Raw genomic sequence first — 23165 nt, 5'->3', positions numbered from 1 at the left:
GCCGCGCCACAATGGATGACAATACAGATCAAAAAGCTAGGTCAGGGAGAATGATTTTGACCCGCACAGCCCCGCAATTCCTGTTCGATTTCGGCAGCCCGAATGCCTATCTCAGCCACCTCGCGATCCCCGCCATCGAGCAGCGCATCGGCGTCAAATTCGAGTATGTGCCGATCCTGCTCGGCGGCATCTTCAAGTCGACCAACAACAAGTCGCCGGCCGAGACGCTTGCCGGCGTCAAAAACAAGCGGGAATTCCAGGCGGTCGAGACCGAGCGCTTCGTCAAGCGCTTCAAGGTCCAGCCCTATGTCTGGAATCCCTTCTTCCCTGTCAACACGCTGAACCTGATGCGCGCGGCGATCGCGGCGCAGCTCGAAGGCGTGTTCGAAACATACGTCGAGGCTGCCTTCGATCACATGTGGCGCGAGCCGAAGAAGATGGACGATCCGGAAATCGCGGCCAAGGCGCTGGCGTCCTCCGGCCTCGACGCGCAAAAGCTGTTCACCCGCGCGGCGGAACCGGAGGTGAAGGGCAGATTGATCAAGAACACCGAGGAGGCTGTTGCACGCGGCGCGTTCGGCTCGCCGACCTTCTTTGTCGGCAACGAGATGTTCTTCGGAAAGGAACAGTTGCGCGAGGTCGAGGAGATGGTCTCGGGGAAGTGATTTTCGTATGATGGACAGATCGAGCCATCATCTCTGATGTCGTCCTGGCGAAAGCCAGGACCCATAACCACCGAAGGCTGTGCTGTGACGAGCTGGGGCTCCAACTTGCCCGACAATATACAGTCGGGGTAATGGGTCCTGGCTTTCGCCAGGACGACAGCAAGAAACAACAAGGACAATCCCATGCGTATCCTCGTGGTCGGCGCTGGCGCCATCGGCGGCTATTTTGGTGGCAGGCTGTTGCAGGCGGGCCGCGACGTCACCTTCCTGGTCCGGCCGCGGCGCGCCAGCGAGCTCGCGAGCGCCGGCCTCGTTATCAAGAGCCCAAACGGGGACGTGACCTTGAACAATCCGCCGACGGTTCAGGCCGACGCGCTCAAGGAAAAATTCGATGTCGTGCTGCTCAGCTGCAAGGCCTTCGACCTCGATGACGCCATCAAGTCGTTCGCGGCAGCAGTCGGGCCGAATACCGCGATCATCCCGATGCTCAACGGCATGAAGCATCTCGACATCCTCGACGGCAAGTTCGGCAAGGAGCGCGTGCTCGGTGGCCTCTGCGCCATCGCCGCGACGCTCAACGAAAAGCGTGAGGTGGTGCAGCTGCAGCCGATGCAGTCGATCAATTACGGCGAGCGCGATGGCAAGCTGTCGGATCGGGTCAAGGCGATCGACGAGGCCTTCAAGAGCGGCATCGTTGGGGCCACCGCCAGCCAGAACATCATGCAGGACATGTGGGAGAAGTGGGTGTTCCTGTCCTCGCTGGCTGCGTCCACCAGCCTGATGCGCACCTCGGTCGGCAACATCCTCGCCGCGCCCGGCGGCAGGGATTTCCTGCTCGGCATGCTGGATGAGACCAGTGCGATCGCAGCCGCGTCGGGCTACTCGCCGGGCGGGCCGTTCTTCGAGCGCGTGAAGGGCAATCTCACCACCGAGGGTTCGCCGATGACGGCCTCGATGTTCCGCGACGTCAAGGCCGGCCTGCCGGTCGAGGCCGATCACGTCATCGGCGACCTCATCGAGCGTGCCGATGCCGCCAAGGTGCCGGTGCCGAAGCTGCGCATCGCGTACACGCATTTGAAGGCGTATGAGAAGCAGCGGGCGGGCTGACCGCAGCTTCCGCTATTTGAAATACGCGAGATAGTGCGAGACGGCGGTGATTTCCTCATCGCTCATGTGATAGGCGACATCGGCCATCGCGGCGCCGCCACCGCCGACGCGCTGACTGCTCTTGTAGTCTTGCAGCGCCTTGACGAGGTATTCCTCGCGCTGGCCCGCCAACCTCGCGACGGCCTTGGTGCCGGCAAAGCTATCGGTATGGCATGAGGCGCAGCGGCGGCCGGCGGCAACTTGCGCGCCCTTTTTCGACAGGTCCGGATCCTTGTCCTCCGCCGCTGTCGGCGGCGTCAGCGCGGCGAAATAGGCGCCGAGATTGCGGACGTCCTCGTTGGTGATCTCCTCGGCGATCGGCTGCATCTGATCGTTCTTGCGCGAGCCGGCGCGGAAGAACACCAGCTGCCATTGCAGGAATTGATCGGGCTGGCCAGCGAGCGAAGGGATGTTCTCGGTCTGCGAGATGCCGTTCTCGCCGTGACAGCCGGCGCAGACGGCGGCCTTCTCCTTGATCGCAGCATTGTCGGCGGCGCTTGCGGAGAGAGAACCGAGCGCGAGAAGCGCAACCGCGCTGATTGCGTGCGAGATGAACTGCCGGCGCATGATTGGGATTCCGATCTATCGAACGCGCCATTCCGGGCGAAGAAGCGCGAGCTATGATGCGCAATGGCGCATCTGAGAATTCCATAACCCGCGTTCGTGGCCAAGGGTTCCGGGCTTGCGCGCAAGGGGCGCGCAATCAGAAACGACGGCGTGCGAAATTGAAATGAGAAAGGCTGCGGCGCCGCTCGGCACCGCAGCCTCGTGTCATCTTGCGCTACTTCTTGCTGTAGCTGATGCGGTAGATCGCGCCGGCCCAATCGTCGGCGACGAGGATCGAGCCATCCTTGGCGAGGATGATGTCGTCGGGACGGCCGAGATAGCCCTGGTCGCCCTCGATCCAGCCGGAGGCGAACACCTCCTGCTTGGCGTTCTTGCCGTCGGGCCCGACGATCACGCGCATGATGCGGCCGCCCTGGTACTTGTGACGATTCCAGGAGCCGTGCTCGGCGATCAGGATGTTGTTCTTGTACTCGGCCGGGAATTGGTCGCCGGTATAGAACTTCATGCCGAGCGGAGCGACGTGAGCACCGAGGTTCAGCACCGGCGGCGTGAATTCGGAGCACTTGTGGCCCATCGCGAACTTGGTATCCGGCAGGTCACCCTGGTGGCAGTAGGGATAGCCGAAGTGCTCGCCGATCTTGCTGATCATGTTCAGCTTGTCCGAGGGCAGATCGTCGCTGATCCAGTCGCGGGCATTCTCAGTGAACCAGAACTTGCCGGTGCGCGGATCGACGTCGCCGCCGACCGAGTTGCGAACGCCGAGCGCGTAGATTTCCGCATTGCCGGTCTTGGGATCGACGCGGCGGATCTGCGAGACGCTGGTCGGGGGCACGCCGATGTTGAAGGGCGGTCCGAACGGAATGTAGAACCAGCCTTCCTTGTCGACCGCGATGTACTTCCAGCCATGCGCGGCATAGGACGGCATGTCGTCATAGACGACCTTGCCCTCGCCGGGATTGTCGAGCTTGTTCTCGATGTCGTCGTAGCGGATCAGCTTGTCGACCGCGATGACGTAGAGCGCACCGTCCTTGACGGCCAGACCCGTGGGCATGTTCAGCCCCTTGAGGATGGTCTTGACCTCTTTCTTTCCGTTGTTGTCCTTGATGGCGTAGACGTTGCCGAGGCCGAACGAGCCGACGAACAGCGTGCCCTTGTCACCCCAGGCCATCTGCCGCGCGGCCAGCACACCGGACGCGTAGACCTCCATCTTGAAGCCCGGCGGCAGCTTCACCTTCTTGACGATGTTGGCGAGTTCGGCGTCGGAGGCGCCGGTCGGCGGCCCCGATGGCGGCGCCAGGCCCTTCTGCGCCTCGGTCTCGTCGCCGAGGAACCAGTCGTCCGGCGGATGGGTCCAGAACTCCTTGGTGCCGGATTCGTATTTCTTCAGCGGCTTGTTCTTGTCCTGTTGCTGCGCATGACCGACGCTTGTCCCCGCGAGAAGGGCAACCGCTGCAAGCGCCAGGACGGATTGAAAGGCGGATTGAAAGACGGATCCATGGAATTTCATCGCGTCACTCCCCTAAGGCAGCCGTCAGGGCTGCACATTTATTTTATTTTGCTGTCGAGAGGCGAAGTTCGGACTCTGTCGAGAGGACAGACGCAGAAAGGTTAGCACATCTGCGAGCGGTGAGAAGCGCGCCGCGTGCGATGCGATAGCGCTCAGTAAAAATTGAGACGGAAAGTCAATGATGGCGAACGCCGCGACAACAACGCTCTCGCTGCAGCGCGGAATCAAGATCACGCGCGGCTAATTTACAGGCAGCAGGAGGTTCGGAACAAAAAAACGCGAAAACAACCCCATGCACAGTAGAACGGCTCCGGCCATCTTGCTGCCGGTGATTCCGGGTAGACATCTGACGAGTCGAGCGAATTAGCAAAGGTGGCGGCTACGGGGCGACGGGGTAGGGACCATCGTCGAAAATCGTCTCATGATAGCCTTTCGATCCGATATCGCGCGCCAGCGTGCTGCGAAAATCGCGATCATCGCGAAGACAGTTCAGGACATGCGCGAAGTCGAATTCGGGCCGCCAGCCGAGCTCGTGCCGCGCGCGCTCGTTGACATAGACGCGATCGATCGCGGGGAACAGGCGCCAGCCGCGCGCTGCGTAGAGCTCCGCACAATCCGGATAGAGCTCGCGCACCACACTGGCCGCGTCGCGCGCAAGCGCGGCGAGATGGCGCTGCTCGAACGGGCTCGTGGCCGACACGATGGTGCGGGCAAATCCGATGTTCGGCGCGCGCTCGACTGCGAGCAGATGGGCGCTCACCGCGTCCGCGATATCCAGCCGGCGATAGAGCAGCTCGTTGGCCTGCGCGTTCTCCGGCGCGTAAGCCGACCGCATCGCCGGATCGTCATCGTCTTCCGGGAAGAAGCGCGAGGTCCTCAAGATCACGACAGGCAGGCCGCGCTCGCGACAGAACAGCTCGCAGAGAGTTTCGGCCATCAGCTTGGTCGTGCCGTAGATGTTCTTCGGGATCGGCGGCAGGTCCTCGGTGACCCACACCGCGGCCTGTCCCGCCTCGGAGCGGAGCTGCGAGCCAAACGCGCTGGTGGTGCTGGTGAAGACAAAACTGCGCACGCCGGCCGCCACAGCCGCTTCAAGCAAATTGAGCGTGCCGGTGACGTTGGTGTCGATGAAGGCTTGCTTGCTGTGGGTCGCCACATGCGGCTTGTGCAGCGTCGCGGTGTGGATCACCGCGGTGACGCCGTCCATCTGGCGCCGCACGAAATCGGAATCGACGATCGAGCCGACAGCGTCGGTGAAGGGCGATGGCTTCAGGTCGATCCCACGCACAGACGAACCGCGCCCGCGGAGCGTGCGGAGAAGACCCTCGCCGAGATGGCCCGCGCTGCCTGTGACCAGAATTGTCATTCGTTACCCAATACAGCCGCCAGCGGCGTGGAAAACCACGTGCCCGTCCGGTCCGGCTGGATGCTTTGGGAAAAATTGGAGCGGGCGAAGGGGCTCGAACCCTCGACCCCGACCTTGGCAAGGTCGTGCTCTACCACTGAGCTACACCCGCATCCTGTGTCGGTCGCATGACTGCGCCGGCAACGGCTGTCGTATGCCAAAAGCGGGAGGGGAATGCAACAGCTACCGGCGGCATAGATGCGCAATCGGAGGCCCGATATCAACCCGAACGCGGCCAAATGACCCAAAAAGGCCCCGGAACCGTCGAATCGGCACGCACCGATTGAAATTCGGCCGTCCCGGCCCAATTTAGGGCCAACAGCGAAGCATATGAATTGGCGACGTGCTAAAGACCCGCCAATTCCAGACATCAGACGAGGGGATCCCGTGACGATCATCGACCAGGGTAACGGAGCAGCGGGCCCGGCTGCCGCCGATCTGATCAAGGACACGACCACCCAGACCTTCGTGAAGGACGTCATCGAGGAATCGAAGCGCCAGCCGGTGCTGATCGACTTCTGGGCGGAGTGGTGCGGCCCCTGCAAGCAGCTCACGCCCTTGCTGGAAAAAGCGGTCAAGGCCGCCAAGGGCAAGGTCAAGCTGGTCAAGATGAACATCGACCAGCACCCGGCGATCCCGGGCCAGATGGGCATCCAGTCGATTCCGGCGGTGATCGCCTTCGTCAACGGCCAGCCGGCCGACGGCTTCATGGGTGCGGTCCCGGAGAGCCAGCTCAACGCCTTCATCGAGAAGCTGACCAAGGGCGTGACCGCGCCGGGTGAGCCGAATATCGCGGAAATCCTCCAGGAAGCCGAGGCCGTGCTCGCCGAGGGCGATGCCGCCGCGGCCGCGCAGATCTACGCGGAAGTGCTGCAGCTCGAATCGACCAACATCGCAGCCCTGGCCGGGCTCGCGAAATGCTACGCCGTCTCCGGTGCGATGGAGCAGGCCAAGCAGACGCTCGCCATGGTGCCGGAATCCAAGCGCAACGACCCGGCCGTGAAAGCCGTGCAGACCGCGATCGATCTGGCCGAGCAGGCGGAGCAGCTCGGGCCTGTCGCCGAGCTGGAACAGAAAGTCGCCGCAAACCCGCTCGATCATCAGGCCCGATTCGACCTCGCGATCGCGCTCAACGCCCAAGGCAACCGGGCAGCTGCCACCGAGCAGCTGCTCGCGATCGTCAAGCGCGACCGCAAATGGAACGACGACGGCGCCCGCAAGCAGCTGGTGCAGTTCTTCGAGGCCTGGGGCGGCACGGACGATGCAACCGTCGAGGGACGCAAGCGCTTGTCGATCATCCTGTTTTCCTGACGCGCGCTGGCAAGGCCAGGGGACCCGGCAGATGCCGATCAACATCGAATATCGCGGGCCCGCCGACCTTCCGGAGATCCTTCCGGTGTTTCCGTTGCCGGGCGCGCTGCTGCTGCCGCGCGGGCAGATGCCGCTCAACATCTTCGAGCCGCGCTACCTCGCGATGATCGACGATGCCTTCCGCGATGGCCATCGCCTGATCGGCATGATCCAGCCCGACATCGCGCACTCGCCCAAGAATTCCGACAAGCCGGCGCTGTTCCGCGTCGGTTGTGTCGGCCGCATCACCCAACTCGCGGAATCTGGCGACGGCCGCTACATCCTCGAGCTCACCGGTGTCTCGCGCTTCAAAGTGCTCGAGGAGCTCGAAGTGCTCACCGCCTACCGGCAGTGCAAGGTGGATTTCTTCGCCTTCGTCGACGATTTCACGCCGCGCATGGGCGAGGAGGAGGTCGATCGCGAAGCACTGCTGACGGTGCTGGCGGACTTTCTGAAGGCCAACAACCTCAAGGTCGACTGGGAGGGCGTCGAGACCGCTCCCAACGAGGCGCTCGTCAACGCGCTGGCGATGATGTCGCCCTATGGTGTGGCCGAGAAGCAGGCGATGCTGGAAGCGCCCGACCTGAAGACCCGCGCCGAAATTTTGATCGCGGTCACCGAGATGGATCTCGCCAAAAAACGCACCTCAGGCGATCCGCCGCTGCAGTGACGGCCTGAACGCTCACGCAGCGCAGACGGCTGCTCCGGCATCTCGCAGCAGCATTTTCGCGATGCTGGATGCAGGCATCGGCCGGCTGAAATAGTAGCCTTGCGTTTCGGCGCAGCCGTCTTCACGCAGGATGTCCAGCTGCTCCCTCGTTTCGACGCCTTCGGCGGTCGTGGTCTTGCTCAAGCTGACTGCGAAACGAACGACTGCTCGCGCGAGATGTTGCGCCTCTGCCCTCGCGCTGGTCAGTTCGCTGACGAAGCTGCGGTCGATCTTGATCTTGTCGAACGGGAATCTTTGCAGAAAGCTCAGAGAAGAATAGCCGGTGCCGAAATCGTCCAGGGCGATTCGCACACGGAGCTGGCGCAGCTGACCGAGGGCCTCGAATACAGCTTCGCTGTCATGCATGATCGCTGTCTCCGTAACTTCGAGCTCGAGCCTGTGCGGCGCCACACCCGAACTCGCCAGCGCGCTGACAACGACCGGCACAAGCTCCTTGCTCCTGAATTGAGCGGGAGACAGGTTGATCGCGATGCTGAGATCGACAGGCCATTTTGCGGCTTCCGCACAGGCCGTCCTAAGGACCCATTCCCCCAGCGGCACGATCAGGCCGGTCTCTTCCGCAAGCTGGATGAATTCGCCCGGCATGACCAGACCTCGCTGCGGGTGATGCCAGCGCAGCAGGGCCTCGAAGCCCCTGGTCTTACCGGTCGCGGCGTCGATGAATGGCTGGTAATAGAGCTCGAAGTGACCGCCGGCAAGCGCATCGCGCAAGTCGCGCTCCAGATTCCGTCGCGCATGCATGATCTCGTCGAGTTCCGGCTCGAAGAAACGGAATGCGCCACGTCCACCATTCTTGGCCGAGTAGAGGGCGAGATCGGCGCTCTTCATGATCGCGTCGGGATCATTGCCGTCACGCGGCGCGATGGCAATGCCGATGCTGGTGCCTACGGTGACCCGGTGATCGCCGAGGTCGAAGGGTTTGCAAAGCGCCTTTCTGATGTTCTCGGCGAGGGTCGCGGCCTCCACGGCCGGGCTGGTCACGTAGTCGATCACCGCGAACTCGTCCCCGCCCAGTCGGGCGATCAACGCCGTTTCCGTGGTGCATTCGCGCAAACGCGCCGCGACGGCGCGCAGCAGGGAATCGCCCGCCGGATGTCCAAGCGTGTCATTGACTTCCTTGAAGCGATCGAGGTCAAGCATGAGCACGGCAAGATCAAGACCACCATTGCGCGTAACTGCAATGGCATGCTCCATCCGCTCTCTGAGCAGCACCCGATTTGGCAGGTCGGTCAACGCATCGTGTTGCGCCATATGGGTGATTTTGGCCTCGGACCGGCGTTGCTCCGTAACATCAAGATGCGTGGCCACCCATCCGCCGCCGGGCATCGGCTGTCGCGTCACGCAGATCAACCGACCATCCGCAAACTCGTCGATCCTGCTCGAGACTGTGTCGAACGGCAATGCAGCCAGTCTCGAGATGTATTGCCCGGCAGCGCCCTCGCTCGTATCGCCCTTGAGGATGCCGTTCACAACGCGGTGCTTGACGATGTCGACGTGCGGCGTCCCCGTCTTCAGCAGTTCCGGCGGCAGCCGATAGAGCAGGGCATAGCGCTCGTTGCAGACGACGAGCCGCTTCTCCGTGTCAAACATGCAAAGGCCCTCGACCATGTTGTTGATGGCCGTGTCGAGCCTGATCTTCTGGTCCTGGATTTCCTTTTGCGAATCTTCCACCTGTTGCCTGGCAAACGAAAGCTGAGTGATAACTTCCTCGAATCGGCTGGTTCTGGTCGCAAGCCGGCGATCCGCCAGCACGCCCACAAAACTCATCCCGAGCACCGACAGGGCCACGCCCGCGATTGCCACGGCGAGGAAGCCGGGAGAAAGCGACAGTGTGTCGCTTGCCAGCGTCGGGTCTGGAACGATCTGTACCGCCCCCATAGCCGTGAAATGATGCGACACGATGGCGAGCGTCAGCAGCAGCGCCGCAGCGAAGGTCCCCCACCTGTCCTTGCGACCCAGGGCGACCGCAAGTGCGGCGTAGCCTAGGACCATGCCGAGGGCGATCGAGATGAGCACCAGCTCCGGCGACCAGGTCACGCGACCAGGCACTTCGAGGGCCGACATGCCCAGATAGTGCATGCTCGCAATACCGCCGCCGATGATGCCGCCACCGGCAGCCGCGCGCCAGCGGCCGGGCCTGCCGACGGCAACGCCAAAACCTGCCGACGTCAGGATCATCGCTGCGGCGAGCGACAAAGCTGTCAGCGTGATGGCGTAACCGGTCGAGACGCCGGGCTCGTAGGCAAGCATTGCCACAAAATGCGTTGCCCAGATTCCATAACCGATGGCGGCGCCGGCGACCGCAATCCAGATCAGTCGCGTCCAGGCGCGCGATGCGTTCGCTCGATGAAAGATGCTGACGGCTACAATGCTTGCGGCGAAGCAAACCAGACCGGCGAGCATGACAAGCCGCCAATCGTGCTCTGCCGTGAGGCAGGTAAAAACGCGGAACATCGAAATCGCCTCCCTCGTCAATAAGCTCGACGATTGATCCGATTGGCTTTGGTCACGTTAATTTCTTGCAATGCCCGGTTGCATGCCTATCGGGAGGTAAACCCAACCTCGACAATGGCGCCGTTTGGCGGTAGCCGGTGCGGGCGAAGGACTTAATTCTCGTGGAACCACGGGTTTAGGCGGGCCCAAGGCTCCATCCGCTTGAATTAACCCGGTGCTGCTTAGAGGTGCCCGCGGATTCGTTTGCGGCCGGTGATCATCGCGCGGATCAGGTTCTCGCGCTGGAGACGCCCCATCAACAGCACGCCCAGGACGTGCAGCACGACCAGGACGATGACCGCGTCGGATGAATAGTGGTGGGTGTCCTCGATCCACCAGACGCCGAAGAAAGTGACGGTCACCGACATCGCGCCTGATATCGTCGAGACCGCGAGCGAGACCAGCAGCGCCACCAGCATCAACGTGCCGGCGGGATTGAGCCCGATATAGCGGCCGGTGATGCCGCGGCGCAGATTCCAGAGATAGCGTGGCGCGGCCCGAAGCCTGATGCCGACCATGCGGAAGCGCGAATAGCGGCTTCCCCAAAGACCCCAGACCAGACGGAACGCAAGAAGCCCGAGCACGGTATAGCCGACGATGCGGTGAAGTCCGTCATAGACGGTGGGCGTGAACCACGCGGCCAGAACGCAAGCCGCGAGCGCCCAGTGCCAGAGCCGCAGCGGGAGGTCCCAGACCGCGACTGTCCGCGAAGCGGCTCGATCCGCGGGGGTCCGGTTGGACCCCCTGCGTATTTGCGGTACCGTTTCATCGATCAAGCGAGGACCACCCTCAGGCCTAACTTTGCGCAGTTCATTTGGCGCGAGCCGTCTCGCGCGGTCTACTTCGCAATCGTGTGCTTCAGGCTCAGATCTTCGGGGCTGTAGAACAGCTCGTAAAGCTTGCCTTCCTTGACGCCGTAGACCTCGTAGCACGACCCTTCGATCTTTGAGCGCCGCACCTCGTAGCCGAGCGTCTTGGCCTTGGCTTCGGCTTCGCTCGCCGGCTTCCACGACGCCTTGTCGAGCTTGGTGCAGTCCTTGAAACCATCGGCCAAGGCTGCCGATCCCATGCCAATCCCGATCGTCAATGCAACGGCAGCAACACGAATAACCTTCACGAACGTCTCCTCTTCTGTCGTGGGCGCTACGCCTGAGGCGAAGCGGGACCGAAGGAAGCAAAGCACATGATGAAGTCAATGCGGTTCAGAAGCAGTTGGCTTTAGAGTTATTCTAACGATCCGAAAAAGCTCAGCGCTCTCCGTATGCAGCGCGTGTTTACAGCGACACTGCGGCCTTACGTCTCACGGTTTGATGGCAAGCAGATCGGGCGCGCCGCTCAGTAGCCGGCAACCGCCATCGCGACGACGGCACTTAGCGCCATCCATCCAAAATGCCGGCCGCGCGTGGCCCATGCGTTGGCGAAAGCAGCGAAGCCGAACACGCCGGCCATGGTGACGACGATCCAGTGGCGCGCCGGCTCCGATTGCATCCAGGGCGCCGCGATCAGGAGCGCACCTCCGCCGATCCAGGCGACGGTCGAGGCCTGCCACACCAGGCGGATCAGGGTGCGGAGCCGTTCCGGCTCTATGCGGGCGCGGGCAAAGACCTTGGTCTCGCCGAGAATGCCGTGAATGAGGGCCACGGCAATGGTCACGACCCCGGCGCACTGGAGCAAGAGATCACGCATCGTCAAAGCTCCCTGCAAATTTCGTCCATACAGTTGTGTATGGTGAGATAGGCGCTGGCCTGCCGGCTGTCAATACACTAGTGTATGGTTTGCATCCGGAATCCGACATGGCAGAACAGCTGAACGCCGACGACTGGATCAAACGGGGCCTGAAGGCGCTAGCGAGAGACGGCTTCACCGCGCTGAAGGCCGATCCGCTGGCGAAAGCCATGGGGGTCTCGCGCGGCAGCTTCTATTGGCATTTCGCCGATCTCGGCGCATTCCATGCCGCTCTCCTGAAGCGCTGGCGCGAGATCGCGGCCGAGCAGATCATCGCCGATGTCGAGGCGGATAGCGACGAGCCGCTGAAAGCGCTGCTGCGCAGGACTTTTGGCGCGCGGCTCGACCTCGAGCGCGCGGTGCGGAACTGGGCGGCCTTCGATGCGGCGGCACAGACGGCGGTGCGTGCCATCGACCGGCGCAGGCTCGACTATATCGAAGAGTTGCTGAGGAAGCGCGGGTTCGAGGCGGCGACGGCGCGAGCCCGCGCCCAAATCCTGTACTGGACGTTTCTCGGCTTCGCCCTGTCGGGCCCGCCATTGCCGGCCGCGCGGCTCGAGGGCCTGCTCGACGAGATCCTGCGGATGGCTTCGGCTTGAGCGACGCAATGGGCTGCTACGATTTTTTATGCTAAAGGCAACCGACCGCCGGAGACCCCCATGAACGCGCCCACCGAACGCCCCGAAGCCAGCGTCGATCCCAAATTGCTGGAGATTTTGGTCTGCCCGCTGACCAAGGGCCCGCTGGAGTTCGATTCTGCAAAGCAGGAGCTGATCTCGCGCAGCGCCAAGCTCGCCTATCCGATCCGCGACGGCATTCCGATCATGCTGCCGGAAGAGGCCCGCAAGATCGATTGAGAGACTTGTGGCCCGATGAGAGACTTGTAGCCCGGATGGAGCGCAGCGAAATCCGGGGTTCCTCGTATGACGCAGCGGCGCCGGAATACGCTGCGCTCCATCCGGGCTACCGAAAATCCTACAGCGCCTCGCCCTTCAACAGCCGCGGTATCTCACCGGTCAAACCCGCGGCTTGGCGGATAAAAAGATTCTTCAGCGGCGGGGCGCGATCGACGAGGCCGAGGCCGATGTCGCGGACGGTGCGCAGCAAGGTGGACTGGTTGGAGAACAGGAAGTTCAGCGAGTTGGTGGCAACGCCCATGGCCATGGTGTCGAAGCGGCGCCAGCGCTGGTAACGTTCGAGCACGTCGGCGGCGCCGATATCCATGCCGAGCCGCGCGGCATCGACCACGACCTCGGCCAGTGCGGCGACGTCCTTCAGTCCCATGTTGAGACCCTGGCCCGCGATGGGGTGGATGACGTGGGCGGAATCGCCGACAAGCGCGAGGCGCTGGGCAATGAAGGAGCGTGCGACGAAATAGGACAGCGGAAACGCGCGCGGCTTGTCGAGCGCCTTCACCTCGCCGAGATGCAGGCCGAAGCGCTGCTCGAGCTCGCCGTGAAATTCCTCATCGCTCAACGCAATGATACGCGCGGCTTCGCTGCGGCGCTCGGTCCAGACCAGCGAGGAGCGCTTGCCCGAAAGCGGCAGGATCGCGAACGGGCCCGCCGGCAGAAAATGCTCTTCGGCGCGGCCTTCATGATCGCGATCATGGCCGACGGTGACGACGATGCCGGATTGATCGTATTCCCAGCCATGGGTGGCGATGCCGGCGCGCTCGCGCAGTTTCGACTTCGCGCCGTCGGCCGCAACCAGGAGGCTCGCCGCAATGACGCTGCCGTCGCCGAGCGTCACATCGATGCCCTCGGCCCGCGCGTCGTAAGACGACACGGTGGTCGCGCGGAGATCAATGCCCTCGGCCTCGGCGCGGACCACCAGCGCATCGATCAGGCGGCGGTTCTCGACCATATGCGCGAAGGGCTCGCCCGGCGCGACATCGCCGGCAAAGTTGAGGAACGCCGGACGGGTGGCGTCTTCCAGCTTGGAATCGGTGACGGCCATGTCGAGGATGGGCTGCGCCTCGCCCCTGACGTCATCCCAGGCGCCGATCGCCTCGAACAGGCGGCGGCAGGCGGCCACGATCGCGGTGGCGCGCGGGTCCCGGCTCGGACGTGTGGAGAGCGCGGGGTCGGCGACGATGACGGGGATCTCGGGGCCGAGTCCCTGGCGCAACGCCACAGCCAGCGCCAGGCCCGCAAACGCGCCGCCACCGATGACAATGCTACCCTGTACCGACATATCCAATTCCCGGCTAAATCCTGGCCTTGCTAGCAGACTTGAGGTGGGCGAAACAGTGCGGTGAAACAAGGGCGGAAAGCCCCCATTGTGTCATTCCGGAGCAGCGAAGCCGGGGCGGCAAGGCGAAAGCTGAATTCCATGTCCAAGAGCCTGATCGACCTCATCTCGATCCTCGACCTCGAACAGCTCGAGGTGAATCTGTTCCGCGGCAACAGTCCGAAGACGAGCTGGCAACGGGTGTTCGGCGGCCAGGTGATCGGGCAGGCGATGGTTGCAGCGTGCCGCACCGTCGAGGGCAGGCTGCCGCATTCGCTGCATTGCTATTTCGTCCTGCCGGGCGATCCGCAGATCCCGATCATCTACCAGGTCGAGCGCCTGCGCGACGGCAAGAGCTACTCGACGCGACGCGTCACCGCGATTCAGCACGGCAACGCGATCTTCTCGATCATGGTGTCGTTCCATGCCGAGGAAGAGAGCGCGTTCGATCACCAGGACAAGATGCCCGACGTGCCGCGGCCGGAAAAGCTGACGGCGGAGGAGGTCGCGAAGCAGCCGATGTTCAAGGAGATGCCGGAGTTCATCCGCCGCTACTATGAATCCGACCGTCCGATCGAGCTGCGCCCGGTCGAGCTCGGCCGCTATTTCGGCCAAAAGATCGAGGACGGCCGCATCCATGTCTGGATCAAGACCGCGGCAACGCTGCCGGACGATCCGGCGCTGCACATGTGCGCGCTGGCCTACGCGTCCGACTTCTCGCTGCTCGACGCGATCATGGCGCGCTACGGCCGCACCCTGTTCGACAAGCGCATGATGCCGGCGAGCCTCGACCACGCGATGTGGTTTCACCGCCCGTTCCGCGCCGACGAATGGCTGCTCTACGCACAGGATTCGCCAAGCGCCCGAAGCGGCCGCGGCTTGACCCGCGGCTCGATCTTCAAGCCCGACGGCACGCTGGTGGCTTCCGTCGCGCAAGAAGGCTCGGTGCGCGAACGGAAAGCCTGAGAGGCATAAGCACGATCGATCGCGCTTATGCCTCTCGAGGTCAGGTCCGGAGCGATCCTCGCGGAGCCAGGACGGTCTCCGACGCGAACCAGTTCATGATCCAGCGATACACCCACGGGATCGGGATGATGAAGCCGCAAAGGAATGCAGCCACGATGCCCCGCCAGAGAATCCCGAGACCGCTGCCGTTGAAGACGATCTCGCGCCGCGTGCCTTCGATGCTGCGGCAGAACCAGCGCATTTGAGCCGCGGCGACCCAGGCCCAGCCGATGATGGTGATGATGGAGATCGCAAACAGCAGGCTCCAGCCGACATAGGCCCAGACCGTGCCGGTGAAGCTCAGGCCGAGCGGCTGCCCGTTGGAGGCGAGGTTCGCGACCATCCATTTGATCAGGAGCCAGTAGAGAACGATCTGGGCGATGAACAGCAAATTGCTCAGCAAGGGGACGCCGATCAACCCGATCACGATCGCCAGCACGATGAAGCCGAAATACCAGGGCACCAGCGCCATCGCATTGCCGGTGAAGCTGAGATTGGGCCGTCCGGGGACCTTCACGCAGGACACGATCCATTTCGTGTACCAGACGAACACCCACGGCACCGGGATGATGAAGCACATGCCGATCAGCATCACGATGCTGCGCCAGGTGAACTCGAGGATGCCGAAATCGACCGCCAGCGATCCTCCGGTGCCACCGCCGCCGTAACCCCCGGAGCCCATCATGGGCGGGCCGCCAGCCGGCATCATCGGGGGCGCACCGCCGCCGCTGATCAGGCCAGGGATTTCGGCCGCCTTCTGCCAGCCGGCCATGCCCTCCGACCACACCAGCGTATCGGGGCGCACGACTCCCTGGGCGACGAGGTCGCGGAATTGCCCTTCCTGGTAGGGCCCCTGCTGCTTGCCCTCGGATGCGTAGAACCAACTCGCCATGAAGCGTCCCCCCTCAAACATAGTTTTGTACCGGCCGCGACGCTTGGGTTCATCGCATCCATGCCAAAAACGCATTGTGGAGGATGAACGGCTGCCCTGTACAGAGGCGGCCGTTCACATAGCCCAACGATTTTCCGCTTCAATCTGCAACTTTTTTATGCCATTTGCCCGGAAAGATGCCAGATTGACGCAGCGCCGGGGACATACGGCGCGGCGCATCCCGGGGAATAGGCCTGACCATGAAACTCGTCGTCGCGATCATCAAACCCTTCAAGCTCGATGAAGTCCGCCAGGCACTGACGGCGATCGGCGTCCACGGCATGACCGTGACCGAAGTGAAGGGCTATGGCCGCCAAAAGGGCCACACCGAGATCTATCGCGGCGCTGAGTACGTGGTGAATTTCCTGCCGAAGCTGCGGATCGAGATCGCGGTCGCCTCCGATATCGCCGAGAAGGCGGTCGCCGTCATCACCGCGACCGCGCGCACCGGCCAGATCGGTGACGGCAAGATCTTCGTCACGCCGATTGATCACGCGACCCGCATTCGCACCGGCGAGACTGACAGCGACGCGCTCTGATTCTTGCTTTGACGCGTTTTCCTTTCGCGAACCGGTATCCACTTCGCGCGAAAACGCTCTTCTTCTTCGATCGCACCGGGCAACGGCGCCACGGCGTGCGACGCAATCAATAGCTGGGGGAAACGACATGGCGGGATTGTTGCGCCGCGCGGCTGCTATGGCCGCGCCGATCGGGCTTGTGTCGATCATGGCTTCGCCGGCGCGCGCCGCGGGCTCCGAGATCAACACCGCCGACACCGCCTGGATGATCGTCGCCACCGCATTGGTGCTGATGATGACGATCCCGGGGCTCGCGCTGTTCTATTCCGGCATGGTGCGCAAGAAGAACGTGCTCGCCACCATGGCGCAGAGCCTCGCCGCGGTGACGATCATCTCCATTCTCTGGGTCGCCTTCGGCTATTCGCTGTGCTTCGTCGGCGACGGCCCATGGATCGGCACGCTCGACCGCTGGTTCCTCGCCGGCATGACCATGGACAGCGTCAACCCGGCGGCGAAGACGATCCCGGAAGCGCTGTTCATGCTGTACCAGATGACGTTTGCGATCATCACGGTGGCGCTGGTCGCGGGCGCGGTCGCCGACCGGATGCGGTTCTCCGCCTATCTCCTCTTCTCGGTCGCATGGTTCATCTTCGTCTACATTCCGCTGGCGCATTGGGTGTGGGGCGGCGGCTTCCTCGCGAGCATGGGCGTGCTGGATTTCGCCGGCGGCCTGGTGGTGCATCTGTCGGCCGGCACCGCCGGCCTCGTCGCGGCGAAGGTGATGGGACGCCGTCACGGCTACGGCACCGAAAATCTTTCGCCGTTCGATCTGTCGCTCGCGGTGATGGGCACCGGCCTGTTGTGGGTCGGCTGGTTCGGTTTCAACGGCGGCTCGGCGGGCGCAGCCAATTCGCGCGCGGTGCTGGCGATCATCGCGACCCATCTCGCAGCCTGCTCCGGCGCGCTGACCTGGGGTGCGATCGAATGGTCGACGCGGCGCAAGCCGTCCGTGCTCGGCATGATCTCCGGCGCGGTCGCCGGCCTCGGCACCATCACGCCGGCCTCGGGATTCGTGGCGCCCTGGCACGGTATCGTCATCGGCGTGATCGCAGGCCTCGTCTGCTACTGGGCCTGCACCTGGCTGAAGCACCGGTTCGACTATGACGATTCGCTCGACGTGTTCGGCGTCCACGGCATCGGCGGCCTGACCGGGACCCTGCTGGCCGGCGTGTTCGCAACCAGCGCCATCGGCGGCACCGCCGGCCTGCTCGAAGGCCATCCGCAGCAGCTTCTGATCCAGCTGTATGGGGTCGCCGTCACCTTCGTCTGGTCGGCAGGCGTGAGCTTCGTCCTGCTCAAGCTGGTCAGCCTGTTCGTGCCGTTGCGCGTCTCCCGTGAGCACGAGCTCGAAGGGCTGGATATTTCGCAGCACGGCGAAGCGCTGCAGTAATTGGGCTTGCGCAACACATAAGCACGTGCTTATGTGTGGCCATGATCGAAGCTGACATCTTCAAGGCGCTGGCCGACCCGACCCGCCGCAAGGTCTTTGAGAAGCTTGCCGGCGGAAGCCTGAATGCGAGCGCTTTGCGCGACGGATTAGAGATCAGCCAACCGGCGATGTCGCAGCATCTTGCGGTGCTGCGCGGGGCGGGCCTGGTGCGCGAACAGCGGCAGGGCCGCTTTGTGAATTACGAAGTCGATCCCGAAGGAATTCTCGCCATCGGGACCTGGCTTGCGCGGTACCGCGCCTATTGGCCGAAACGCATGGATGCCCTCGCCGATCTCTTGAAGGAGATGGATCAATGAGCGACGCCGCGAAGCCTGATCCCTCCGACGCAGCTCTCGTCCTCGAATATGAATTCGATGCGCCGCCGGCCAAGGTCTGGCGCGCGGTGACCATTCCGGCGTTGCGCGAGCGCTGGCTGCCGGATTGCGACCTTGCGGGCGCCGAGCCGGAATCATCAATCCCAGGCCAGGAGGTGCGCTACCGGCTTCGCGATTCCGAACCGCCGTTTCGCGAAAGCCATGTCATCTTCCGGATCGAACCGAACGAGGATGGCGGCACCCGCTTCCGCATCATCCAGCAAACCTGCATGAAGCTGCCGCAGCCGGCCAACAGCAATGGCTGCCTGATGCGCGCGGCCGCCTAACACCAACACCACTTCACCACCCGCAGACATGGAGGTCGCCGATGCGCGACATGCTTCAGCTCGTCCCTATGGTCGTCGAACAATCCGCCCGCGGCGAACGATCCTTCGACATCTATTCGCGCCTGCTGCGCGAGCGCATCATCTTCCTCAACGGCGAGGTCAATGATGCGATGTCGGGCCTCGTCTGCGCGCAGCTCTTGTTCCTGGAGGCGGAGAATCCGAACAAGCCGATCAATCTCTACATCAATTCCTATGGCGGCGTGGTCACCGCTGGCCTTGCGATGTACGACACCATGCAATTCATCAAGGCGCCGGTGCATACGCTGTGCATGGGCACCGCGCGCTCGATGGGCTCGTTCCTGCTGATGGCCGGCGAGCCCGGTCACCGCGCCGCCCTGCCCAATGCGAGCCTTCACGTGCATCAGCCGCTCGGCGGCTTTCAGGGCCAGGCGTCCGACATCCTGATCCATGCCACCGAGATGCAGGAAACCAAGCGGCGCATCATCCGGCTCTATGCCCAGCATTGCGGGCGCCCCGAACCGGACGTGGAACGGACCCTGGACCGCGACCACTTCATGACCGCGCAGCAGGCGGTCGACTGGGGGCTGATCGACCGGGTGTTCACGGAACGCAGCGCCGCCTGACGGTCTCTGCCTGCAACCGTCCGGCGAGCTCGCCCCGCGGCCGGTTACGCGCATTCCGTGAGCACAAGTGCGGGGGGTCCGATATTTCGCCGCACGACAAGCCCTGCAACAGGCGTCCGCCTTACGGAAATACCGTTCTGCTGCCCGGCGCATGAGCATCAATGTGTCGGCAGCTTGACGTGCCTTTATTTTAATCAGGCATGGTCAGGTATTGAGCGCGGCGTAATAGCGCACCGCACCGCACTACGCGTCAAACGCGAAAACACCCGTTTTCATAGCCCGTTAGCCAACACGCCCGATCTGGCACGGCATTTGATTCTAAGGGTCCTGGCTGTGCCCGCGTAGTGAACTTTCTCCCTCGTGGCGAACCAGTCGAGAAACGCCCGGCCACGTCCGGACCGGGCCCAAGCGGGGATAGGACCCATGAAAATTGTTATGGCGATTATTAAGCCATTCAAGCTGGAAGAAGTCCGTGACGCCCTGACCGCCATCGGCGTTCACGGTCTCACGGTGACGGAAGTCAAGGGATATGGCCGCCAGAAGGGCCATACGGAAATCTATCGCGGCGCCGAATATGCCGTGAGCTTCCTGCCCAAGATCAAGATCGAGGTCGCTGTCGCCTCCGACCAGGTCGACAAGACCATCGACGCCATCACGACCGCCGCGAAAACCGGTCAGATCGGCGACGGCAAGATCTTCGTCATCAATCTCGACCATGCGGTTCGCATCCGCACCGGCGAGGCCGATGCTGCGGCCCTTTGATTTCGCGCTCAATCAAAATTCAATCAGGAGTAAATGAAATGACGTTTAAGCGTCCCTATGGCGCGGGATTGGCGGCTCTCGCAGTCGGCCTGTTCGCTGCGACCGCAGCCTATGCCGAGCCAACGGTCAACAAGGGAGACAACGCCTGGATGCTGACATCGACAGTGCTCGTGCTGTTGATGACGATCCCCGGCCTCGCGCTGTTCTACGGCGGCCTCGTCCGCTCCAAGAACATGCTCTCGGTCCTGATGCAGGTGTTCTACACCGTCTGCGTCGTCACCGTGATCTGGGCCGTGTACGGCTACAGCCTCACCTTCACCGGCGGCTCGGACTTCATCGGCGGCTTCTCCAAGGCCTTCATGATGGGCGTCACCACCGACTCGAAGGCTGCGACCTTCTCGGTCGACGCCAACATCTCGGAGCTCATCTATATGTGCTTCCAGATGACCTTCGCAGCGATCACGCCCGCCCTCATCGTCGGCGCCTTTGCCGAGCGCATGAAGTTCGCGGCGATTGCGCTCTTCATCCCGCTCTGGGTCACGCTGATCTACTTCCCAATCGCGCACATGGTCTGGTATTGGCCCGGCCCGGACATGATCCAGGACGCTGCCAAGGCTCTGGCTGCTGCGGCTGATGGCGCGGCGAAGACCGCGGCGCAGGCCAAGCTCGACGAGATCAACGCCGACGCAGGCTGGATCTTCAAGAAGGGCGCGATCGACTTCGCGGGCGGCACCGTGGTGCACATCAACGCCGGCATCGCAGGCCTCGTCGGCGCTCTGCTGATCGGTAAGCGCGTCGGTTACGGCAAGGAGCTGATGGCTCCGCACTCGCTGACCATGTCGATGATCGGCGCCTCGCTGCTCTGGGTCGGCTGGTTCGGCTTCAACGCCGGCTCCAACCTCGAAGCCAATGGCGGCGCAGCGCTTGCCATGACCAACTCCTTCGTCGCCACCGCAGCCGCCGCGCTGTCGTGGATGTTCGCGGAGTGGATCATCAAGGGTCACCCGTCCGTGCTCGGCGTCATCTCCGGCGCTGTCGCGGGCCTCGTGGCCGTCACGCCTGCCGCCGGCTTCTCCGGCGTGATGGGTGCGATCGTCCTCGGCCTCGTGGTCGGCGTGGTCTGCCTGTTCTTCTGCACCGTCGTGAAGAACGCGCTCGGCTACGATGACTCCCTCGATGTGTTCGGCGTGCACTGCGTCGGCGGCATCATCGGCGCCCTCGGCACCGGCATCCTCGTCAATCCGGCGTTGGGTGGTGCGGGCATCATCGACTACACCGCGATCCCGCCGAAGGTTGCCGATTACGACTTCGCAGCGCAGATGATCTCCCAGGTCTGGGGCGTCGGCACCACGCTGGTGTGGTCGGGTATCGGTTCGGCGATCCTCTACAAGGTCGTCGATGTGATCGTTGGCCTCCGCGCCAATGTCGAGAGCGAGCGTGAAGGCCTCGACATCACCGAGCACACCGAGCGCGCCTACAACATGTAAGTCTCCTCCCGGGCGCGGCCTCCTCGGAGGTCGCGCTCACAACTACGGTTTGGGGCACATACCCGGCAATGTCCCGGCCGTTGAGGGGCTCCAGCGCAAGTTGGAGCCCCTTTCTTTTTGGACCCGAGCACCGCTGGGCCGTCATAAGTTAAATTGCATTGCTGCGAGCTTGTTGAATATCATGCTCCCCATTTGGAGCAGGATTTCATGCGTCTGCCCTATTGCCTGGTCTGGTGCTTCCTGTTGCTCGCTTTGTCGAGCCTCGATGCCCGTGCGGACAAGCGCGTCGCGCTGGTGATTGGCAACGGCGCCTACCGAAACGTTCCCACGCTCGCCAATCCGACCAATGATGCGGCCGATGTCGGCGCGGCCCTCAAGCGATCGGGGTTCGATCCTCTGGTCGCGACCGACCTCGGCCAGTCCGCCATGCAGGACACCATTCTTCGCTTCGCGCGTGAGGCTCGCGGCGCCGATGTCGCCCTGTTCTACTACAGCGGGCACGCGCTCCAGTTCGCCGGCGTCAACTATCTGGTGCCTGTCGATGCCGTCGTTCGCGACGAGGTCGATCTGCGCCGCCTGGTACGCGCCGACGAGATCCTGGCGGATCTCCAGCAGGCGAAGAACCTGCGCATCCTCGTGCTCGACGCCTGCCGCGACAATCCATTTGCCGACGAGTTGCGGCGAAACGTCGGACAGGGCCGTGGCGTCACCGTCTCTCGCGGCCTCGCCAAGATGGAAAGTCCCGAGGGCACCATCATTTCCTACGCGACACAGGCCGGCCGGACTGCCGACGACGGCAGCGGCCGCAACAGCCCCTATACCAGCGCGTTCCTGGAGCACATCGGCGACAAGGGCAACGTCAACACGGTATTTCAGACGATCAGCGCCGGCGTCTACCAGCGCTCCAAAGGCTTGCAAGTGCCGGAGCTGTCGCTGTCGTTCTTCGGCGAGTTCTACCTCAACGGCAAGCCCGAAACGGCGGCGTTGTCTCCTGCGACGCCTCAGGTCGATCCCTGCGCGGAGGCCAGCGACCATTGGCGTAGCGCGGAAGCGCTGGGAACGCTCGCGGCGTTCAAGGATCACCTCGCACGCTTCCCGGCGTGCGCGTTCGCAGATTTGGCGAAATCGCGCATCGAGACTTTGGCGAAACCATCAGACGCCGCCAAGCGCGTAACCGCGTTCGATGGAACCTGGATCGCGAAGGAAACTTGCGAGAACAAGCCCCCGTTTCCCGAGGCCTATTTCCAGTATGCGCTGCGCGTCAAGGATGGCGTGCTGCACACTCTCTCCGGGGAAGAGGGCAAGCCCGGTGCCACAATCTATGACGGGAAGATTGAAGCGGACGGCAGCGCGACTGTCACCGTCAACGGGCTGATTGGCGAAAAGGATCCGCTTCGCCGCACCGCCGGCGCGCCCTATCAGTACAAGCTGGCACTCGAGCTGAAAGAAACCACCGGCGCCGGCGTCCGCACCGAGACCGGCCGACCGTGTCGGATGGAGCTCTCCAAGCTGACGACACCGAGCCCCGCTGCAAGTCCGGGCCAACCTGATTCGAAGCGGCCGACCAAGCGCGACGACAAGAGGGCCGTGCTGCCGCCAGATCAGGCCGGAGCAGGGCAACCACGGCAGACCGGAAGCGGCATGAGCTGTTCGTTCATGCGAAGCAGGTGCGCCACGGCGTGCGTCAGTATGGGCGGCCGCGCGGATTGCGCTTCAACCGCTTGTCCACGGCTGGAAGCCGAGTGCATGAGCAGCGGTTGCTGGCGCGGCCGGGGATTCAACGGCTGCGGGCTTGCCAAGCGATAGATGCACGAACCGGCTGCGGATGGTCTGCCTTTGTCCGCTCGC

At 63.3% G+C, this 23165-nt stretch carries 24 protein-coding genes and 1 tRNA gene; 15 read left to right on the top strand and 10 right to left on the bottom strand.

Annotated features, from left to right (window positions below):
* Positions 1-50 precede the first annotated feature (50 nt).
* Both ABIB90_RS05155 and panE read left to right on the top strand, forming a co-directional pair.
* A complete protein-coding gene (locus tag ABIB90_RS05155) occupies positions 51-665 on the top strand; it encodes a 2-hydroxychromene-2-carboxylate isomerase (protein WP_354200349.1) in 615 nt (204 codons plus the stop codon).
* A gap of 183 nt (positions 666-848) precedes the next feature.
* Positions 849-1772 carry a 2-dehydropantoate 2-reductase gene (gene panE / locus ABIB90_RS05150; protein ID WP_354168364.1) on the top strand — a complete coding sequence of 308 codons (924 nt, stop codon included), beginning with the start codon at positions 849-851 and terminating at the stop codon, positions 1770-1772.
* A gap of 12 nt (positions 1773-1784) precedes the next feature.
* On the opposite strand, the gene ABIB90_RS05145 is transcribed toward panE, so the two are convergent.
* The 4 genes from ABIB90_RS05145 to ABIB90_RS05130 all read right to left on the bottom strand — a co-directional run bounded on the left by ABIB90_RS05145 (position 1785) and on the right by ABIB90_RS05130 (position 5402).
* The gene (locus tag ABIB90_RS05145; protein WP_354200348.1) at positions 1785-2378 is read right to left on the bottom strand and encodes a c-type cytochrome; all 594 of its coding nucleotides are present in this window, start codon (positions 2376-2378) and stop codon (positions 1785-1787) included.
* 214 nt (positions 2379-2592) lie between these two features.
* A complete protein-coding gene (locus tag ABIB90_RS05140; protein WP_354200347.1) occupies positions 2593-3885 on the bottom strand; it encodes a PQQ-dependent sugar dehydrogenase in 1293 nt (430 codons plus the stop codon).
* A gap of 379 nt (positions 3886-4264) precedes the next feature.
* Positions 4265-5251 carry an NAD-dependent epimerase/dehydratase family protein gene (locus ABIB90_RS05135; RefSeq protein ID WP_354200346.1) on the bottom strand — a complete coding sequence of 329 codons (987 nt, stop codon included), beginning with the start codon at positions 5249-5251 and terminating at the stop codon, positions 4265-4267.
* 76 nt (positions 5252-5327) lie between these two features.
* Positions 5328-5402: transfer RNA gene (locus ABIB90_RS05130), tRNA-Gly, on the bottom strand.
* Between the two features lie 275 nt (positions 5403-5677).
* On the opposite strand from ABIB90_RS05130, the gene trxA reads away from it, so the two are divergent.
* On the top strand, positions 5678-6601 hold the full coding sequence (gene trxA, locus ABIB90_RS05125) for a thioredoxin (RefSeq protein ID WP_007598659.1): 924 nt from the start codon (positions 5678-5680) through the stop codon (positions 6599-6601).
* A gap of 31 nt (positions 6602-6632) precedes the next feature.
* A complete protein-coding gene (locus tag ABIB90_RS05120) occupies positions 6633-7310 on the top strand; it encodes an LON peptidase substrate-binding domain-containing protein (RefSeq protein ID WP_007598658.1) in 678 nt (225 codons plus the stop codon).
* Positions 7311-7322: 12 nt separating this feature from the next.
* Here the strand turns inward: ABIB90_RS05120 and ABIB90_RS05115 are convergent, their stop codons facing one another.
* The 4 genes from ABIB90_RS05115 to ABIB90_RS05100 all read right to left on the bottom strand — a co-directional run bounded on the left by ABIB90_RS05115 (position 7323) and on the right by ABIB90_RS05100 (position 11549).
* Positions 7323-9824, bottom strand: a complete 2502-nt coding sequence (locus tag ABIB90_RS05115) for an EAL domain-containing protein (RefSeq protein WP_354200345.1) — start codon at positions 9822-9824, stop codon at positions 7323-7325.
* A 221-nt stretch (positions 9825-10045) separates the two neighbouring features.
* Complete coding sequence (locus ABIB90_RS05110) at positions 10046-10639, bottom strand: cytochrome b/b6 domain-containing protein (protein ID WP_354200344.1); 594 nt, start codon at positions 10637-10639, stop codon at positions 10046-10048.
* Between the two features lie 62 nt (positions 10640-10701).
* On the bottom strand, positions 10702-10980 hold the full coding sequence (locus ABIB90_RS05105) for a PepSY domain-containing protein (RefSeq protein ID WP_219681881.1): 279 nt from the start codon (positions 10978-10980) through the stop codon (positions 10702-10704).
* Between the two features lie 218 nt (positions 10981-11198).
* A complete protein-coding gene (locus ABIB90_RS05100) occupies positions 11199-11549 on the bottom strand; it encodes a hypothetical protein (protein WP_007598653.1) in 351 nt (116 codons plus the stop codon).
* 107 nt (positions 11550-11656) lie between these two features.
* On the opposite strand from ABIB90_RS05100, the gene ABIB90_RS05095 reads away from it, so the two are divergent.
* Both ABIB90_RS05095 and ABIB90_RS05090 read left to right on the top strand, forming a co-directional pair.
* Entirely contained in the window at positions 11657-12187 is a 531-nt protein-coding gene (locus ABIB90_RS05095; protein WP_354200343.1) for a TetR/AcrR family transcriptional regulator, read from the top strand.
* Between the two features lie 60 nt (positions 12188-12247).
* A complete protein-coding gene (locus tag ABIB90_RS05090) occupies positions 12248-12445 on the top strand; it encodes a Trm112 family protein (protein WP_007598651.1) in 198 nt (65 codons plus the stop codon).
* Positions 12446-12563: 118 nt separating this feature from the next.
* Here the strand turns inward: ABIB90_RS05090 and ABIB90_RS05085 are convergent, their stop codons facing one another.
* Positions 12564-13784 (bottom strand): ubiquinone biosynthesis hydroxylase, encoded by a 1221-nt coding sequence (locus tag ABIB90_RS05085; RefSeq protein ID WP_354200342.1) that lies wholly within the window; start codon positions 13782-13784, stop codon positions 12564-12566.
* 138 nt (positions 13785-13922) lie between these two features.
* Between ABIB90_RS05085 and tesB the strand changes: the two genes are divergently transcribed.
* Positions 13923-14786, top strand: coding sequence for an acyl-CoA thioesterase II (gene tesB, locus ABIB90_RS05080; protein WP_219681884.1), 864 nt, complete (start codon positions 13923-13925; stop codon positions 14784-14786).
* Between the two features lie 40 nt (positions 14787-14826).
* Here the strand turns inward: tesB and ABIB90_RS05075 are convergent, their stop codons facing one another.
* Positions 14827-15717 (bottom strand): DUF4339 domain-containing protein, encoded by an 891-nt coding sequence (locus tag ABIB90_RS05075; protein ID WP_354200341.1) that lies wholly within the window; start codon positions 15715-15717, stop codon positions 14827-14829.
* 239 nt (positions 15718-15956) lie between these two features.
* On the opposite strand from ABIB90_RS05075, the gene ABIB90_RS05070 reads away from it, so the two are divergent.
* The 8 genes from ABIB90_RS05070 (at position 15957) to ABIB90_RS05035 (ending at position 23123) form a co-directional block, all read left to right on the top strand.
* Positions 15957-16295 carry a P-II family nitrogen regulator gene (locus ABIB90_RS05070; protein WP_007598647.1) on the top strand — a complete coding sequence of 113 codons (339 nt, stop codon included), beginning with the start codon at positions 15957-15959 and terminating at the stop codon, positions 16293-16295.
* Between the two features lie 127 nt (positions 16296-16422).
* Positions 16423-17724 carry an ammonium transporter gene (locus tag ABIB90_RS05065; RefSeq protein ID WP_354200340.1) on the top strand — a complete coding sequence of 434 codons (1302 nt, stop codon included), beginning with the start codon at positions 16423-16425 and terminating at the stop codon, positions 17722-17724.
* Between the two features lie 41 nt (positions 17725-17765).
* Positions 17766-18080 (top strand): ArsR/SmtB family transcription factor, encoded by a 315-nt coding sequence (locus tag ABIB90_RS05060; protein ID WP_035993871.1) that lies wholly within the window; start codon positions 17766-17768, stop codon positions 18078-18080.
* Positions 18077-18424 carry an SRPBCC family protein gene (locus ABIB90_RS05055; protein ID WP_007598644.1) on the top strand — a complete coding sequence of 116 codons (348 nt, stop codon included), beginning with the start codon at positions 18077-18079 and terminating at the stop codon, positions 18422-18424. The genes ABIB90_RS05060 and ABIB90_RS05055 overlap by 4 nt, the downstream gene beginning before the upstream one ends.
* A 41-nt stretch (positions 18425-18465) precedes the next feature.
* Positions 18466-19068 (top strand): ATP-dependent Clp protease proteolytic subunit, encoded by a 603-nt coding sequence (locus tag ABIB90_RS05050; protein WP_007598643.1) that lies wholly within the window; start codon positions 18466-18468, stop codon positions 19066-19068.
* Between the two features lie 423 nt (positions 19069-19491).
* Complete coding sequence (locus ABIB90_RS05045) at positions 19492-19830, top strand: P-II family nitrogen regulator (RefSeq protein WP_007598642.1); 339 nt, start codon at positions 19492-19494, stop codon at positions 19828-19830.
* A 38-nt stretch (positions 19831-19868) separates the two neighbouring features.
* A complete protein-coding gene (locus ABIB90_RS05040; RefSeq protein ID WP_007598641.1) occupies positions 19869-21317 on the top strand; it encodes an ammonium transporter in 1449 nt (482 codons plus the stop codon).
* 207 nt (positions 21318-21524) lie between these two features.
* The gene (locus ABIB90_RS05035) at positions 21525-23123 is read left to right on the top strand and encodes a caspase family protein (RefSeq protein WP_354200339.1); all 1599 of its coding nucleotides are present in this window, start codon (positions 21525-21527) and stop codon (positions 23121-23123) included.
* The last annotated feature ends 42 nt before the right edge of the window (positions 23124-23165 follow it).

The organism is Bradyrhizobium sp. JR4.1 (assembly GCF_040548605.1).
Classification (GTDB): domain Bacteria; phylum Pseudomonadota; class Alphaproteobacteria; order Rhizobiales; family Xanthobacteraceae; genus Bradyrhizobium; species Bradyrhizobium canariense.
This window is presented reverse-complemented; position numbering and strand designations above follow the sequence as displayed.

Excerpts from the sequence above, each read along its gene's own strand:
- ABIB90_RS05070 (WP_007598647.1), top strand. The coding sequence starts at position 15,957 with ATGAAACTCGTCGTCGCGATCATCAAACCCTTCAAGCTCGATGAAGTC.
- ABIB90_RS05035 (WP_354200339.1), top strand. The coding sequence starts at position 21,525 with ATGCGTCTGCCCTATTGCCTGGTCTGGTGCTTCCTGTTGCTCGCTTTG.
- ABIB90_RS05095 (WP_354200343.1), top strand. The coding sequence starts at position 11,657 with ATGGCAGAACAGCTGAACGCCGACGACTGGATCAAACGGGGCCTGAAG.
- ABIB90_RS05045 (WP_007598642.1), top strand. The coding sequence starts at position 19,492 with ATGAAAATTGTTATGGCGATTATTAAGCCATTCAAGCTGGAAGAAGTC.
- ABIB90_RS05155 (WP_354200349.1), top strand. The coding sequence starts at position 51 with ATGATTTTGACCCGCACAGCCCCGCAATTCCTGTTCGATTTCGGCAGC.
- ABIB90_RS05090 (WP_007598651.1), top strand. The coding sequence starts at position 12,248 with ATGAACGCGCCCACCGAACGCCCCGAAGCCAGCGTCGATCCCAAATTG.
- ABIB90_RS05085 (WP_354200342.1), bottom strand. The coding sequence starts at position 13,784 with ATGTCGGTACAGGGTAGCATTGTCATCGGTGGCGGCGCGTTTGCGGGC.
- ABIB90_RS05075 (WP_354200341.1), bottom strand. The coding sequence starts at position 15,717 with ATGGCGAGTTGGTTCTACGCATCCGAGGGCAAGCAGCAGGGGCCCTAC.
- ABIB90_RS05060 (WP_035993871.1), top strand. The coding sequence starts at position 17,766 with ATGATCGAAGCTGACATCTTCAAGGCGCTGGCCGACCCGACCCGCCGC.
- ABIB90_RS05135 (WP_354200346.1), bottom strand. The coding sequence starts at position 5,251 with ATGACAATTCTGGTCACAGGCAGCGCGGGCCATCTCGGCGAGGGTCTT.
- ABIB90_RS05055 (WP_007598644.1), top strand. The coding sequence starts at position 18,077 with ATGAGCGACGCCGCGAAGCCTGATCCCTCCGACGCAGCTCTCGTCCTC.
- ABIB90_RS05115 (WP_354200345.1), bottom strand. The coding sequence starts at position 9,824 with ATGTTCCGCGTTTTTACCTGCCTCACGGCAGAGCACGATTGGCGGCTT.
- panE (WP_354168364.1), top strand. The coding sequence starts at position 849 with ATGCGTATCCTCGTGGTCGGCGCTGGCGCCATCGGCGGCTATTTTGGT.
- ABIB90_RS05040 (WP_007598641.1), top strand. The coding sequence starts at position 19,869 with ATGACGTTTAAGCGTCCCTATGGCGCGGGATTGGCGGCTCTCGCAGTC.
- ABIB90_RS05145 (WP_354200348.1), bottom strand. The coding sequence starts at position 2,378 with ATGCGCCGGCAGTTCATCTCGCACGCAATCAGCGCGGTTGCGCTTCTC.
- ABIB90_RS05100 (WP_007598653.1), bottom strand. The coding sequence starts at position 11,549 with ATGCGTGATCTCTTGCTCCAGTGCGCCGGGGTCGTGACCATTGCCGTG.
- tesB (WP_219681884.1), top strand. The coding sequence starts at position 13,923 with ATGTCCAAGAGCCTGATCGACCTCATCTCGATCCTCGACCTCGAACAG.
- ABIB90_RS05120 (WP_007598658.1), top strand. The coding sequence starts at position 6,633 with ATGCCGATCAACATCGAATATCGCGGGCCCGCCGACCTTCCGGAGATC.
- ABIB90_RS05140 (WP_354200347.1), bottom strand. The coding sequence starts at position 3,885 with ATGAAATTCCATGGATCCGTCTTTCAATCCGCCTTTCAATCCGTCCTG.
- ABIB90_RS05050 (WP_007598643.1), top strand. The coding sequence starts at position 18,466 with ATGCGCGACATGCTTCAGCTCGTCCCTATGGTCGTCGAACAATCCGCC.
- ABIB90_RS05065 (WP_354200340.1), top strand. The coding sequence starts at position 16,423 with ATGGCGGGATTGTTGCGCCGCGCGGCTGCTATGGCCGCGCCGATCGGG.